The following is a 15,274-nucleotide window of genomic DNA, read 5'->3' on the forward strand; positions in this document are numbered from 1 at the left end:
CGCGGGGCGCCTCCCCCCGGGGGGGGGCCCCCCCCACGCTGCGCTTTGTGCGGTCCTGAACTACTTGCGCAGGGACTCCGCAATCTGGTTCATTACGGTGTTGTCCGCCAACGTCGAGGCATCCCCCACGGTGCGGCCTTCGGCCACGTCCTTGAGTAGGCGGCGCATGATCTTCCCGGAGCGGGTCTTGGGGAGTTCCGGAACCACCAGGATGGTCCTGGGCTTGGCGATCGGCCCAATTTCGTGGCCAACGTGGTTGCGCAGCGTTGTGACAATGTCGGCGTCTTCCACGGCGGAGCCGCGCAGGATCACAAAGGCCACAACGGACTGGCCCGTGGTCTCGTCGGCAGCGCCAACCACGGCAGCCTCGGCCACCGAGGGGTGGCTGACAAGGGCGGATTCAATCTCCGTGGTGGAAAGGCGGTGACCCGAGACGTTCATGACGTCATCGACGCGGCCCAGCAGCCACACATCGCCGTCCTCATCCCACTTGGCGCCGTCGCCGGCAAAGTACATGCCGTCAAAGCGGGACCAGTAGGTGTCCTGGTAGCGCTCGTTGTCACCCCAGATGCCACGCAGCATGGCCGGCCAAGGTTCGCGGATCACCAGGTAGCCGCCGTGGCCGTTGGGCACCGATGCGCCGAGTTCGTCAACGACGTCCACGGCGATGCCGGGTAGCGGAACCTGAGCGGAGCCGGGCTTTGCCGCGGTCACACCGGGGAGCGGGGCGATCATGATGGCGCCGGTTTCCGTCTGCCACCAGGTGTCCACCACGGGTGCCTTGTCAGCGCCAATGACGCGGCGGTACCACATCCACGCTTCCGGGTTGATGGGCTCGCCCACTGAACCGAGCAGGCGGATGGAGGAGAGGTCGTACTTGGCGGGGATGTCCTCGCCCCACTTCATGAACGTGCGAATGGCCGTGGGGGCCGTGTAGAGGATGGAAACCTTGTACTTTTCCACGATCTCCCAGAAGCGTCCCTGGTGCGGGGAATCCGGGGTGCCCTCATACATGACCTGGGTGGCGCCATTGATGAGCGGTGCATAGGTGACGTAGGAGTGGCCGGTGACCCATCCGACGTCGGCCGTGCACCAGAAAACATCCGTTTCGGGGTGCAGGTCAAAGACGGCGCGGTGCGTGTACGCGGTCTGGGTGAGATAGCCACCGGTGGTGTGCAGGATGCCCTTGGGCTTGCCTGTGGTGCCGGAGGTGTACAGGATGAACAGCGGGTGCTCGGCGGGGTGGCCCACTGCCGTGTGCTCGGTGGAGGCGGTGCCAACGCTGTCATCCCACCAGACGTCGCGGCCCTCAACCCAGTTGACGTCCTCGCCGTTGCGCTTAACCACCACCACGTTCTGCACCGAGTGCCCCGGCGCACTGAGTGCTTCGTCCACGGCGGGCTTGAGCGGGCTGGGCTTGCCGCGGCGGAACGTGCCGTCGGCGGTGACCACCAGTTTGGCTTCCGCGTCGTCAATGCGTGAACGCAGGGCGTCGGCCGAGTAGCCGCCAAAGACCACTGAGTGGATGGCGCCAATGCGGGCGCAGGCGAGCAGTGTGATGACGGCTTCTGGGATCATGGGCAGGTAGACGGCGACGCGGTCGCCCTTGATTACACCGAGGGATTCGAAGGCGTTCGTGGCCTTCTTGACCTCTTCCGTGAGCTGCGCATAGGTGTAGGTGCGGGTGTCCCCGGGCTCGCCCTCGAAGTAGATGGCTACGCGGTCTCCGTTGCCGGCCTCAACGTGGCGGTCAAGGGCGTTATAGGCGGCGTTGATTTCGCCGTCCTCAAACCACGTGGCAAAAGGAGGGTTGCTCCAGTCAAGGGTCTTGGTGAACGGTTTGCTCCAAGAGAGGAGTTCGCGGGACTGCTCGCCCCAGAAGGCGGGACGGTCGGCGTCGGCCTTTGCGTACTCATCGCCGTGAACAATCGCGTTGGCGGCAAATTCCGCGCTGGGAGCAAACTTTCGGTTCTCCTTGAGCAGATTCTCCAATGCATCTCCGGCTTGGCCTGCCGCTGCGGTTGTGACCTCAGACATCTAATATCCCTTCATTCCTACTCAGCTGATGCCCTGCAGGTTCCCACCGGTGGCAGTGCACTACAACTCCAGCAAAAAGGAGTGGCGGCAGTGCGCGGGATGGTTGCTCGGACAACGTATTGTTCCTACTTTAACTGTAGCGCTTCTGATCTTAAAACGTGTCTGTCGTCACAGCCTCGTGGGGTCAATGGGGTCATATCTGCGCCCAAATGCATGACGCTGACGCTGAGCCGAGGATGAGCAGCCTCGTGGCAGCGCCCCCATTTATCGCATTTTGCGTCGATTAAGCTGTGGCTGGCTAGTGTTGCCAGTCTCCGTTAACTAGGCTGGGAGACAATCGTGAGTTTGAGGAGTAGGACCATGACAGAGCAACACACGCCTTCTGCACAGAGCGCCACCAGCATCGCAGGTGCAGGGCCCAGCCATGCAGCAGCCGGACCGCTGACCATTAGGGACGTGTGGGTCCTGGTATCGGTATTGATCATATTCATTGCTTCACTGGTGCCGATCGTTTCCACCATTGCGGGCAGCTTCAACCTGTGGAACACCGGTGGACTCTTTTACATTGGCATCGGGGTTCTTTTGCCGCTGGCTGTGGGCGGGCTTTTCCTGGCCCGCCGGTTGAGCCCGGAGAGCAAGGTTCGTTTTGGCTCGCTCTCCATTGACCAGTTTGCATCGGTGGTTGCCGCCTTTGCGACCTTCTTCTTCTTCACCGGCACCGTCACCAACTTCGGCGTCTCGTATCTTGTAGGCCTCATTGGTTCGTTGCTGCTGCTGGCCGGCACGGCTTGCGCACAGTGGATCCCCATGTTGGCCTCCGACTTTGTTGGCCGCGCCGAAATTCCTGCCCACGTGGCAGCGCGGGATGCCGTTCCTGCACTCAAGCGGCCATCTGCAACCAAGCCCGCGGACGCCGCCGGAGCCCGCTTAGGCCAGGGCGGCACCCAACAGGGTGCACAAGCTGGCACCGGCCAGGGCACGCAGGGGACGGGCAACCAAGGGGCGTCCGGCGTGCAGGGTGCTGGTGGCTGGGCAGGTGCGCAGGCCTCCAGCCATGCATCCGCTGGCCGGATCTTCACTCCGGCGAAGGAAACCAGCCAGTCCCAGAGCGGCGCGGCCCAATCCACCGCGGCCAAACCAGCCGCTGCTGCGGGTTCCAGCACGGGGGCAGACCAACCTGCAGCATTCTCAACCGGAACCGGAACCGGAACCGGAGCCGGGGCAACGAGCAGCGCAGCAGCACAGTCGGTTGCCGCAGCAGTGCCAGTTGCGTCCGCCGCAACCAAGTCCGCAGCAAGCACACCGGCTGGAACCGAAAGCGCTTCCACAGCGAAGTCGGCCGCCAAGCAGGATCCGGCAAAGACTCCTGACGCTAACAAGCCTGCCGTCGAATCGACTCCCGCTGGCGCCGCAACCGGTAGCGGCCCTCGCCAGAGCGGGTCACAGCAAAGCGGCACGAAACAGGGCACCTCGAACCAAAGCGGCACGAAGCAGGGCAGTGCAGCCGCCACCACGCTGAATCCGCAGGTGGCAGGAGCGACGAAGGAAAGCATCGGAGCCACCGTCAACCCGAGGTCCACGGCTGCACCCATCAGCGTTGAACCGTTCTGGTTTGCCGTTGACCGTCCACAAAACGTGATTGACGAGAAGACCCGCAAATTCCTCTTCAAGCTGGTTCCCGGAACATGGATCTTGGCCCTTGAGGACCGCGGAAACAGTTTCATCGTGCAGGACAGCCACGGCAAGACAGGTGTTCTGCTTGATCTGGTGGGGATAGAGCGCGCTTCGGACAGCCAGTAGCCCATGGTTGTTGTTGCCGGGGAAACGGCGCTGGGACGCAAGCGCCGAGCCCGGAAAATTAATCGTGAGTTGGCGCGGCTGTACCCTTATGCTCACGCCGAACTTGATTTCCGGAACCCGTTCGAGCTGCTGGTTGCCACGGTGCTTTCGGCGCAAACCACCGACATTCGCGTCAATGCGGTCACTCCCGGACTTTTCGCCAGGTTTCCCACAGCGCTGGCGATGTCCCAGGCTCGGCAGATTGAACTTGAAGTACTGGTCAAATCCACCGGGTTTTACCGGGCCAAGGCCGCAAATTTGTTGGCCCTGGCCACGCGCCTGGTTGATGAGCATGACGGCGTGGTGCCAGGTTCCCTCGATGCTCTCGTCACGCTGCCCGGAGTTGGGCGAAAGACTGCCAACGTGGTGCTGGGCAATGCCTTCGGGGTACCAGGCATCACCGTGGACACGCACTTCATTCGCCTTGCGCGCCGTTTTGGCTGGACCGAGTCCACGGATCCGGTGAAGATTGAGGCGGATGTCGCGGCTTTGTTTGAACGCAAAGACTGGACGATGGTTTCACACCGCGTTGTTTTCCATGGACGTCGGATCTGTCATGCCCGCAAGCCCGCGTGCGGTGCCTGCCCCATTGCACACCTTTGCCCGTCGTACGGGGACGGTGAAGTGGATCCGTTGAAGGCTGCGAAGCTGCTCAAGTACGAGCTGGCACCCGGGCAGGAGGAACTGCTGGCACGCATGCTCGCTGACGTGGGCAATGCGGCCCAGTACCGTCAGGAGTCCCAACGGGCGGTCCGATCCGCTGAATTAGAAGCCAAGAACGTCAAGAACGTCAAGCTGTGAGCGCCTACACAGATCTGGTGGCCTTGGCAGAAAAGGCTGCCTTGGGTGCGGCACTCCCTGGCACCGAACGGCTGGGGCGCCCCTCCGATTGGCAGCCCCCGGTGGATGGTGCAACAACCCGCAAAGCGGCCGTGCTGATGTTGTTTGGGGCACTGGACGACGTGCCAGCCGCTTCGGCCAAGCCGTTGGTGTCGGCTGATCTGGACATCTTGCTCATTGAGCGCGCTACAACTCTCACGGACCACCCCGGGCAGGTTGCCTTTCCGGGTGGGGGAGTGGAGCCTGATGATGCCTCGATCATGGCTGCAGCCTTGCGGGAAGCGCAGGAGGAAACCGGACTGGACCCGTTGGGGGTTGACGTCCTGGGTCTGCTGCCTGATGTGCCCCTGCCGATCAGTAATTTTTTGGTCACTCCTGTGCTCGGTTGGTGGTCCAGGCAAAGCCCCGTCGACGTCGTCGACTATGGCGAGTCGGCTCAGGTTTTCAGAGTGCCAGTAAGGGACCTGCTGGATCCTGAAAACCGTTTCACTGCTGTTCTGGCACGTGAAGGCCACAACTACAAAGGGCCGGCATTTGTGGTCAATGGTGTGGTGGTGTGGGGCTTCACTGCTGGGATACTGAACTACGTTTTTAACGATTTGCAGTGGGCAGTGCCGTGGGATGAGAACCGGGAAATCCCTGCACCCATCTAGCTGGCACAGAACCCAACCGGGCGGGGCAACGAAAAACCCTTATTTTGCGTCGGCATAGCATTGCACAACACTGACATTGACAGGAAATTCCAGCGGGATCCTGCCAAAGATCAATTCCGTGGCTGCCTGTGAGGATTCGTGTACCAACCGAGTGACTTCCTCTACCAGAGGAGTGGGGCAGTGGACCATGACTTCGTCGTGTAGGAAGAACACCAGCTGAGGGGTGCCGTCCACCTGCACGCCCCCAACCTCAGGCGAGCTGGCCGCCAAGGCCCGGAGCCGACGTCGTAATTCAGCCAGCCAACAAAGGGCCCATTCAGCGGCTGTTCCCTGGACCACGAAGTTGCGGGTGAAGCGGCCCCGGGAGCGGGCAGCGGATTCTGCTCGGCGTTGTTCCTCGGCAGAGGAGCTGCGCTGGCCATCGTGCCACTCCTGAGTGGTGGGAGGGGTGCTGCGCCCGAGAAAGGTGCTCACACACTGGCCGCGTTCACCTGCCCGGGCGGCTTGTTCCACATAGTCCAATGCCAGGGGGTACATGCGGGCAAGTTGCGGCACCAGCCTGCCTGATTCTCCAGTGGTGGAGCCATAAATGGCGCCCAGCAGCGCAATTTTGGCCATGCTGCGGTCACCGCCAAAGCCTTGGGCTGCAATGCCGGCGTAGAGGTCCGCGTTCGCACCGCTCGGGTCTTGGCCTGCTGCGGCCATGGCCGTGTCTTGGGCCAGTGCAGCCAGGACTCGGGGCTCGAGTTGGGCTGCATCGGCCACAATCAAGGTGAATCCAGGATCCGCGACGGCTGCGCCCCTTATCTGTGCTGGAATCTGCATAGCTCCGCCCCCGCGGGAAGCCCACCGCCCCGACACCACTCCACCCACCACGTACTCGGAATGAAAACGACCCTCCCGCACCCACTGGCGAAGCCAATTCCAGCCGTTGGTGGTGAAAAGTCGGCTGAGTTTTCGGTACGCCAGCAGGGGTTCGATGGCAGGGTGCTTGAACTCCATCAGTTCCCAGCTCCTGGTCGATTTCGCACCGATCCCAGCCTTGTGCAGCGCCCGGATCAGATCTTGCGGAGAGTCCGGATTCAATGATGGCGCGTTCAAGGCGGTGCGCAACTGTGCCGCCAGCATCTCCATCTTTTCCGGGTGGGCATGGTTGACGGGTTCCGGGCCAAGCAGGTCATTGAGCAGCCTCCTGTGCAGGTCTTCCCTCCAAGGGATGCCTTCATATTGCATCTCCGCAGCCACTAAAGCACCTGCAGATTCGGCAATGAGCAAAAGTGTGAGCCTGCCAGGGTGGGTGGAGGAAGCAACGGCAGCTTTTTGGGCGCCCAGTTCCCGAGCCACGGTGTCGAGATCCCAAGCCTGCGGGGCGGCGACGGTGGCCGGGGCGTCGAACAGGCTTTCCTGACCGGCACCGGCTGCACCCCAGATGGAGGTTTGGCGGGCCGGATCGGCCTCGCGTGGCAAGGCTGTGGCATGTTCGCGGTAAGCGCTGGCTGCGGCAAATTCGGAGTGCAGCAGAATGCTTTGGCACAAAGCCAAGTCATGGCATTTTTCCACCCGCACATTGGTGGCCAGCAACTCCGGGTACCAGCTGGCAGCCCTGTCCCACACCCAGCGAGGATGGTGGGCGGCCTCAGTCTCACGTACGGCTGATTCCAAGGCGGCATGGGTGACTGTTCGGATATCTGATGCTGGTGTGCCGTCGTCGTGCCTGAGCTGGATCACGGCGGTGGAAGCAGCGGAGCCCTTGGCCAACAATGCGTACATAGTTTCTATTCTCCACTGTGGGCCCGATGAATGCCTGCCTATTCCTCCACAGCCTTCCCCAACGTCCAACTTCTCCACTTTCGGGCTATGCACGATGGAGTTGCTGCGAAGGCAAGAGCACAGTTGTGCCATGAGAAGCAGCCAGATTCCTTCGCCCGGCCCGGCAGTGGCGCCGTGGCTGCCGCACCGAGACACCACGGTTGTGCTGCTCTCGGCGTCCGCAGAGCTGCAGGGGGCTGTTGGAAAGGTCAGCGCAGCTGCGGCTGTTGAACTGTTGGTCGGGCAAAGCCTTGAACAGGTGGCGGGTAGGTGGGATGACGTTGCTGCTGTGCTTTTCGACGCGGAGATACTCTCCGGTGCAGCCATTGATGCAGGACTTGCGGGATGGCGCGGGCCCACAGCAGTAGTGGGCTTCTGCGCGGACGCGGCGCAGATGTGGCAGCAGGCTGAGCGGATGGGCGCTGACAGGGTGGCCATTTTGCCTGATTCAGCACCGTGGTTGGCCAACTACTTGAGTTTCTTGCGCAATCCCGTCGCTGGGGCGGGAGTGTTGGGTGTTGCAGGTGGCTGTGGCGGGGCTGGGGCATCCACGCTTTCCATCTTGATTGCGGCAGGGGCTGCGGCGGCTGGCACCCGGACGCTGCTCGTCGACGGCGACCCTTGGGGAGGTGGATTGTGCACCGCATTGGCGGCCGTTGACGTGCCTGGCCTGCGCTGGCAGGAGCTTTTGCAGGCATCCGGGGCGATCAACCCGGAGCATCTCGCCATATCCCTGCCGCAGCTGGGTAACCTGTCCCTGCTTTCCTGGGGTAGCGGTTTTCAGCAGGAATCCGCCGGGCCCATGCCACCCGCAGAGCCCTGGGCCGCGGTATCCACCGGGTCACCGGAGGTGCTGCGAACGGCGCAGCTGTGGAAGGACAGGAATGCTCGCGCCGGGCCAGGATCCGGGGCACGCTCTGCTGCGGGGGAAGTCATGCGGGCTGCCCGTGGGGCGTATGGCCTTGTGGTGGTTGACTTGGGCCGCAACACTGAAGCGTTTGCGGAGCTTACCCCGCAATGCAACGGCTTGGCCGTGGTGGTTCCGGGCCGTATTCGGGCTGCAGCAGCAACCTTGCACATGCTGGCGACCATGGCGCCCATGCCCGCTGCCGCGGTCGTGCGTGGACCACTGGCTGAGGGGCTTGATGCGGCCATGGTGGCTGCTGCCGTTGGGCTGCCTCTGGTGGGTTGGGTTCCTGCGCTGCGTGGGGTGGCCGAGGCGTTGGAAGCCCAGCGTCTGCCCGAGCTTCTGCGGCGCCGGGCAGTGCGAAGGCTTGTCTCCAGTGTCTTGGAATGGATGGCTGGGGAGTCCACAAATGATGGGCGGACCACGGAGCGGAGGCTCCCATGAGCATGCCGCTGCCCAACGGCGGCGTGCGCAGTCCTTGGGACGGGGCAATCGATTTACAGTTGCTCGAGGCTGTCCGGCGCAACGTTTTGGCGCAGCCTGGTCCGGTGACGGAGTTACAGGTCGCAGCCGCTGTTCGGGAAAGTGGACGGTTGCTGGGGGCGGCTGGCTCGCTCGTGGCCATGGAACGGATCGCAGCTGAACTCAACGGGCTTGGCCCCCTCCAAGGTCTGGTGAATGATCCAGCCGTCACAGATATTTTCGTCAATGCACCTGATTCGGTGTGGCAGGACCGTGGGGCCGGACCGGAACGGGTGCCTGTGGGATTTTCCAATGAGAGTGAACTCCGTGCCCTTGCAGTGAGGCTCGTGGCAAGCAGCGGACGCAGGCTGGATGAGAGCAGCCCGTGCGTGGATGTGAGAATTTCCGCCGGGTACAGAGTTCATGCCGTGCTGCCGCCCATTTCGACCGCCGGAACGCTGTTGTCCATCAGGATTAAGCGCCGAACTGTGCTCACACTCGCCCAGCTGGTCGAAGCAGGCAGCGTGGAACCTTTGATGGGACAGGTGATGGCCGCCATCGTTGAGCGTAGGCTGAACTTTCTGATTAGCGGCGCAACTGGGGCTGGGAAGACAACGCTGCTTTCAACCCTCCTGGGATTGTGCCCGGCCGCAGAACGGTTGGTGCTCATAGAAGACGCGGCTGAGCTGGAGCCGGAGCACCCGCATGTGGTGACACTTGCGGCCCGCCATGAAAACGCCGAAGGGGCCGGGGCCTTGGATTTGGCGGAACTGGTGCGCCAAGCATTGCGCATGAATCCAGGTCGGTTGATTGTTGGCGAATGCCGCGGCAGAGAAGTGCGTGAACTGCTCATGGCGATGAACACCGGCCATAGCGGAGGTGGGGGAACCATCCATGCCAACAGTGCCGGCGACGTGCCAGCGCGTCTGGCAGCTCTGGGTGCGCTCGCCGGACTGAGCCCTGAGGCAGTTTTTCTGCAGGCTGCCAGCGCACTGGACGTGGTCATCCACCTGACGCGCACAAACGGTGGTCGCGTTGTCGCTGAGATTGCCATGGTCGATCTACGTGAGAGCCGGATGAAAGTGGTGACGGCGCTTTCCCGCCACACAACGCCGGAGGGTGCCACCGAATTGGTGCAGGGCCCCGCTTGGCTGGCACTGGCTGAAAAGTTGAGTTTGACGCACGACGACGTTCCGCTCGTTCCCGATGCAGCCCAGCACTTCGGTGTGCCGACATGAGCTCACTATTGGTCTTCGCACTGGCCGCGGCAGCATGCTTCCTTGCTGTCCTTGGAGGCTCAACTTGGCGTGTTCCCCATCATGGCGGAGATGGGAGTGCTCGCAAAGCAACCGGCCGTACCGGACTGAACGCAGCCGAATCGCTTCCCCGGCTGGTTCGGCAGCTGGCGTCGCTGTTGGCTGCGGGCCGGTCGGGGCCCATGGTGTGGGGAGCCTTGGCCCCGGTGCTGGCGATGCAGCAGGCACGGAGCCCCACAGCTAGCCCTGCTGTTCCACCGTTCCGTGCGGAGGGGAGTGCCGTTGGCATGCCCGACGATGCCGTCCTTGTGATGGTGCTTGCGGTGCAGCGGGCAACATTGATGGGGATGCCCACTGCAGCAGCCATACGAAATTCCTGCGGTATGGCAACCGTGCCCTCTGGACGACTAAGAATCCGCAGGCGTGGGCCGGGCATGACAGCGGAACAGCACAGAATGTGGCTTGACGTGGCTGCCTGCTTTGAAGTGTGCGAGGGCAGTGGGGCACCCGTCGCCGCAATCCTTGACCGCCTTGCACAGGCCATCGAAGCAGAACAGGATGCTGTTGCGTTGCGAGAAACTGCACTCGCAGGACCACGCGCAACAGTAAGGCTATTGAGCTGGCTGCCGTCTATTGGGTTGGGGCTGGGCATCGTCATGGGAGTGGATCCAATCGGTGCATTGTTGGGCAGCCCGCTTGGCTGGGCGGTGCTGGCCGCAGGTGTCCTGTTTTCACTGGTTGGAAGGATCTGGTCTGCGCGGATGATCACTGGTGCTGCCCGTCCTCCGGAACTCACGCCGAGGCAAAGTGCGGCGGCTAACAAGCTGAAGAGAGCCTTCGCGTCCGGCCGGGGGTGGTGAGCATGGCCGCAGTGTTGGTCTTTGTATTGTCGGCTCTGGCGGTTTTGAGCGTGTGGGGCGGACCTGCCGGGATGGACGGTGGAGGCTTGGTTGCGTGCGCACAGCGTCGTAGCACGAATCCCGGGGGCCGAACGGCAGCTGGGTCCGCGATTGGCTCAGGCCGCGCAGCGACGCCTAGTCCGTCAAGCGGAGTTGCCTCAGTCCCGCTGCTGCTTGAACTATTGGGAACTGCATTGGAATCAGGACTCACCGTTCAAGGTGCCCTGCGGGTGGTGGCAGGGGTGGCCGAGCCAAGAGTTCGCGGGTGCTTGCTGCAGGTGGTGGCCGGTCTGGAGATTGGTGCGTCCTGGGATGACTCTTGGGACGGCAAGCTGCTGCGCGCAGACATGATCCAAATCCACGACGCCTTGAGTTTCGGGGCGCTGACAGGAGCCTCAGTGGCCCCGCTGCTGTACGCCGAAGCACAGCAGTGTCGGCGGTTGGCTGGCCGCTTTGCAGAGAAGCGTGCAGCTGCGCTGGGCGTGAAGCTGGTGCTGCCTTTGGGACTTTGTGCCTTGCCAGCTTTTATCGCTTTGGGTGTTGTCCCGGTGGTGATGGCGATGATTCCGCAGTTCTAGGTCCGCATGGGTTCCTCCACAAGCACGGCTGGCCGCAGGCTCTTCCACGAATCAGCAAAGTGGTCTTTCGCCAGCGCTGGACAAGGACAAGAGTTGATTCATCAGCTTGGGCAAGGACGCCGGTTCAGTGTGAACCGACGGCCGCATGTGGGCCCGGGCGGTACCGATGCCGGGGACTGTGCAACTGTCCTTGGCGGGTCTTCCGGCTCAGGAGGACCCTGAACCAAGGAGTCGAAATGAACAGCAGTGAAGCTGTACAGGAAATCAAAACCGGCACGCACTGTGCCACGGACACCGGCAACATTCGGGAAATCTTCCCCGGAGCAAGCCGGAGCACACCCGTGCGGAACCATGGCAGTGGAGCCCAAGCTGGCAGCCGTCGGTCACTAGCGAAGCGGGCCAGGGTCGGAATGGAAAACGGCATGGCAACTGCTGAATATGCCATCGCTACGTTGGCTGCCGTGGGGTTTGCCGGACTGCTCGTCGTGATTCTCAAGAGCGATGAAGTCCGCGGCTTTCTGCTCAATGTCATACGCACGGCATTGAGCTTTTAGCTAGTACAGCGAATCGGGGCAAGTGATCATGCGACGGCCACCTGAGTCAGCGGAGGAGCTGAAGGTTGTGAAGAGACAGAGGCTCACTGATGTCCATTCTTGTGGCCTGCGCAGGGTGGAGCCCGTGCGAGGATCCGTGACCGCCGAACTGGCAGTGGTACTTCCTGCCGTGACGGTGCTGGTGGCATTGCTGATGCTCAGCGTTGCTGCGGGCATGCTCCAGCTGCGGCTGGAGGAGGGGGCCAGAGCGGGTGCAAGGGCGCTGGCGCGCGGTGATTCGTCGGCGCAGGTGCTCGAACTTGTGGCAACCGTGGCCGGAGGAACTGCCGTCGTTTCGTTGGGAAGTTCGGGCGGTTATGCGAGCGTCACGGTCCAAGGCAGGGTGGGTGGGGCGCTATCCGGGCTTGTGCCTTGGACGCAATCCGCACACGCCAGTGCCCGGGTTGAATCCACCGGCCGGCCGCTGAAGGCTCAATCAGCGGACACCCGACCGCCGGCAGTGGATTCAGATTCCGGCGTCATGCCGTTGCTGCGAGGATTTGCCGTACGCAAGTCGTCGCTGTGGCGATGGGCGCGGACTCCCGAGTGCCCGCTCGCAACTGGTCAGTGCTCGGCCAGCGCGATGAGTTGGAGGGGAGCGCTGCATGTCCACGGATGAGTCGGGCGCGGGGACCATGCTGGCTGCCGGTCTGGCCCTGGCTGTGCTGCTGCTCATGGCTCTGGTGCTAGGACTTGGCCAGGCGGCCGCTGCAGCCGCGCGGGCGGCGACCGCTGCGGACTTGGCAGCCCTTGCCGCCGCCGACGCCTTCAGGGGATTGAGTCAAGGAATGCCCTGTCAGCTCGCCGCAGAAGTCTCGGAACGGAACGGGGCAACATTGCAGGAGTGCATGCTGGCAGGGGACCGCTCTGTTCAAGTGAGAGTTTCTGTTGGTACTTCGCTGCCGTGGCCGGCACACGGCAGCGCGAGGGCAGGCCCTCCTCCAGATACCGTTCATCCGGTCAGCGTGTCGGTGTCGCTGATTGGCGTTAGCAGCAATTGCCCGTACCGTCCGTTGGCTTTGCCTGCGGCTTTCAGGTGGTGCCGGGACTTGCCATCTGAATGTCAACGCGGTGCGTTGTCGAGCAGGACCTTCAGCAACAGGACTGCTCCCGCCTTGTCGAGGGGGTTGTTTTTGTTGCCGCATTTGGGGGACTGCACGCATGAGGGGCAGCCGGACGGGCATTCACAAGCCTGAATGGCTTCCATGGTGGCCTTGAGCCAGATTCTGGCCATGTCAAAGCCTCGCTCAGCAAAGCCGGCCCCGCCGGGATGGCCGTCGTAAACGAAAATTGTGGGCTGGCCGGTGTCGGCGTGCATGGCCGTGGAGACACCGCCAACATCCCACCTGTCGCTGGAGGCCACCAAGGGCAGCAACCCGATGGCCGCGTGTTCGGCAGCATGCAGGGCACCGGGGAATTGTGGTTCCACGAGTCCACCGGCCAACAAAGTGGCGTTGTCGAGGGTGAACCACACTGCTTTAGTGAAGAGGTCACGGGCCTCCAGTTCCAACGGTTCTTCGCCGAGAACTTCGTTGGACATCACGGCCTTGCGTTGAAAGGACACGACTTGGGTGCGCACTTGGACGGGACCAAAATGCATTTCCACCGGTCCCCAGAGCTGATGCTTCGTCGACTCAAGGACTTCGATCTGGGTGACGTCGCGGGCAGTGGTGTAAAAGTCGGGGGTGCCCCGGCGGACCAAGGCACAATGCTCGGCCTCATTGAGTTCCAGCACCATGTAGTTCGTGCCCTGATGGACGTACACGGCACCAGTGTGAGCCTGATAGTGGGACTGCGGTGATCCCATGGTCCCCAACAGGGCTCCGGTGTCTGCCTCGATGATGTTGATGGGCCCACCACCATCTTCACGCAGGTTCACCATGGCTGCGGCGCTTTGCGGATGGGTCCAGAACCAGCCGCTCGGGCGCTTGCGCAGGTACCCCTGCGCCACCAACTGATCGAGCAGGGCTGGTGTGCTGGCGTCAAAAATGTCCAAGTCCTGGTAGGTGAGGGGCATTTCGGCGGCTGCTGCACACAGATGCGGACCCAAAACATAGGGGTTGGCGGGGTCGAACACCGTGGCTTCCATTGCCCTGTCAAAAATGGCCTCAGGGTGGTGTACCAGGAACGTGTCAAGAGGATCGTCGCTGGCAACGAAAGCGGCCAGCGCGTCTTGGCCGGCCCTTCCGGCTCGGCCAATCTGTTGGAAGAAAGAAGCTCTGGTACCTGGCCAGCCGGCTACCAAAACAGCATCCAAGCCGGAGATGTCGATGCCCAGCTCCAAAGCGGAGGTGCTGGAAACCCCCAGCAGGTTCCCTGCCCGGAGAGCTGCCTCCAGTTCTCGGCGTTCTTCTGGGAGGTATCCCGAACGGTAGGCAGCCACGCGTGGCGGAAGGCTCGGATCGACCTCTTCCAACAGGCGTTTCGTCACGGAAGCAATGGTTTCGGCGCCGCGCCGTGACTTGATGAAGGCGATCGTCCGCACGTGCGCAGAAACAAGGTTGGCCAGCAGATCAGAAGTCTCGGCAATCGACGTTCGCCGGGTTTTGGCTCCGTTCTCGCCGGCAAAATCCGTTAGCTCAGGTTCCCATAAAGCGACTGTGGTGGCCCCGTGGGGGGAACAGTCCTCGGTCACGGTAATGACGGGCGCACCAATCAGGCGGGCAAAAGACTCACCAGGGTCCGCAGAAGTGGCGGACGCCCCAATAAACACGGGAGTGGAACCATAGTGGGCGCAGATTCTCCGTAACCGGCGCAACAGTACCGCCACATGTGAACCAAAGACGCCCCTATAGCTGTGGGCTTCATCGATGATCACGTATTGCAGCCGTCTGAAGAAACGCGCCCACCACGTATGGTTGGGCAGCACACCAAAGTGCAGCATATCGGGATTGCACAGGATGAAATTGCTGTGATCGCGAAGCCAGCGTCGATCACCCGGGGCCGTGTCGCCGTCGTAGGTGGCTGCACGCAAGGTGGGCAGGTGCAGTGAGTTCAGTGCTGCCAGCTGGTCTGCCGCCAGTGCCTTGGTGGGGGAAAGGTATAGGGCAACGGCACCTTCGGTTTCGAGCAGACCGGGGTTCTCATTCACCTTTAGCTGCGCCCTGTGCACCGCATCAATGGCTGGCAATTGGTAGGCCAATGACTTGCCGGAGGCTGTGCCGGTGGCGATGATGGTGTGGCGTCCCTGGTGGGCGGCCTCGGCCCCTTCCACCTGGTGGCGCCACGGCTGGTCCACCCCCAGAAACGAGTACGCCCGCACTATGTCAGGGTGCACCCATTGCGGCCAAGGTGTATTGACTGCCTGCCTGGCCGGAATGTTGTGGACATGTTGCAGTTGCGGAGGGTTTGTTCCCCCGCCCAGCAACGAGATCAGCGAATTATTGGGTGACACCCCATCA

Annotated in this window: 12 protein-coding genes and 1 pseudogene; 10 read left to right on the top strand and 3 right to left on the bottom strand. The window is 62.5% G+C overall.

Annotation, left to right across the window (positions count from 1 at the left end; genetic code table 11):
- Window positions 1–60: 60 nt before the first annotated feature.
- Window positions 61–2,037: an acetate--CoA ligase gene (gene acs, locus JMA46_RS11105; protein WP_207345402.1), complete on the bottom strand. Its 1,977-nt coding sequence runs from the start codon at window positions 2,035–2,037 to the stop codon at window positions 61–63.
- Window positions 2,038–2,397: 360 nt separating this feature from the next.
- On the opposite strand from acs, the gene JMA46_RS11110 reads away from it, so the two are divergent.
- The 3 genes from JMA46_RS11110 to JMA46_RS11120 all read left to right on the top strand — a co-directional run bounded on the left by JMA46_RS11110 (window position 2,398) and on the right by JMA46_RS11120 (window position 5,369).
- Entirely contained in the window at window positions 2,398–3,837 is a 1,440-nt protein-coding gene (locus JMA46_RS11110) for a hypothetical protein (RefSeq protein WP_207345403.1), read from the top strand.
- Window positions 3,838–3,840: 3 nt separating this feature from the next.
- A complete protein-coding gene (gene nth / locus JMA46_RS11115; RefSeq protein WP_207345404.1) occupies window positions 3,841–4,677 on the top strand; it encodes an endonuclease III in 837 nt (278 codons plus the stop codon).
- 71 nt (window positions 4,678–4,748) lie between these two features.
- Window positions 4,749–5,369: a CoA pyrophosphatase gene (locus tag JMA46_RS11120; RefSeq protein ID WP_247647248.1), complete on the top strand. Its 621-nt coding sequence runs from the start codon at window positions 4,749–4,751 to the stop codon at window positions 5,367–5,369.
- Between the two features lie 39 nt (window positions 5,370–5,408).
- On the opposite strand, the gene JMA46_RS11125 is transcribed toward JMA46_RS11120, so the two are convergent.
- Window positions 5,409–7,139 (bottom strand): bifunctional 3'-5' exonuclease/DNA polymerase, encoded by a 1,731-nt coding sequence (locus JMA46_RS11125; protein ID WP_207345405.1) that lies wholly within the window; start codon window positions 7,137–7,139, stop codon window positions 5,409–5,411.
- Between the two features lie 130 nt (window positions 7,140–7,269).
- Here JMA46_RS11125 and ssd point away from each other — a divergent pair, with 130 nt between their 5' ends.
- From ssd to JMA46_RS17475, 7 genes and pseudogenes are all read left to right on the top strand, one after another.
- Entirely contained in the window at window positions 7,270–8,529 is a 1,260-nt protein-coding gene (ssd, locus tag JMA46_RS11130; RefSeq protein ID WP_207345406.1) for a septum site-determining protein Ssd, read from the top strand.
- Between the two features lie 2 nt (window positions 8,530–8,531).
- On the top strand, window positions 8,532–9,785 hold the full coding sequence (locus JMA46_RS11135; protein WP_207345449.1) for a TadA family conjugal transfer-associated ATPase: 1,254 nt from the start codon (window positions 8,532–8,534) through the stop codon (window positions 9,783–9,785).
- Window positions 9,782–10,663 (top strand): hypothetical protein, encoded by an 882-nt coding sequence (locus JMA46_RS11140; protein WP_207345407.1) that lies wholly within the window; start codon window positions 9,782–9,784, stop codon window positions 10,661–10,663. The genes JMA46_RS11135 and JMA46_RS11140 overlap by 4 nt, the downstream gene beginning before the upstream one ends.
- Window positions 10,664–10,665: 2 nt before the next feature.
- Window positions 10,666–11,280: a type II secretion system F family protein gene (locus JMA46_RS11145; protein ID WP_207345408.1), complete on the top strand. Its 615-nt coding sequence runs from the start codon at window positions 10,666–10,668 to the stop codon at window positions 11,278–11,280.
- Window positions 11,281–11,516: 236 nt separating this feature from the next.
- On the top strand, window positions 11,517–11,834 hold the full coding sequence (locus JMA46_RS11150) for a DUF4244 domain-containing protein (RefSeq protein ID WP_207345409.1): 318 nt from the start codon (window positions 11,517–11,519) through the stop codon (window positions 11,832–11,834).
- Window positions 11,835–11,970: 136 nt separating this feature from the next.
- Entirely contained in the window at window positions 11,971–12,492 is a 522-nt protein-coding gene (locus tag JMA46_RS17230) for a TadE family type IV pilus minor pilin (protein ID WP_247647244.1), read from the top strand.
- Window positions 12,479–12,799: pseudogene (locus JMA46_RS17475) on the top strand (Rv3654c family TadE-like protein); the annotation flags it as partial. The gene JMA46_RS17230 and the pseudogene JMA46_RS17475, both read left to right, overlap by 14 nt.
- A gap of 137 nt (window positions 12,800–12,936) precedes the next feature.
- Here JMA46_RS17475 and JMA46_RS11165 read toward each other — a convergent pair.
- Window positions 12,937–15,267 (bottom strand): DEAD/DEAH box helicase, encoded by a 2,331-nt coding sequence (locus JMA46_RS11165; protein WP_207345410.1) that lies wholly within the window; start codon window positions 15,265–15,267, stop codon window positions 12,937–12,939.
- Window positions 15,268–15,274: the final 7 nt, after the last annotated feature.

Origin of the sequence: Arthrobacter sp. E3 (assembly GCF_017353415.1) — a bacterium.
In the GTDB taxonomy this organism is placed as follows: domain Bacteria; phylum Actinomycetota; class Actinomycetes; order Actinomycetales; family Micrococcaceae; genus Specibacter.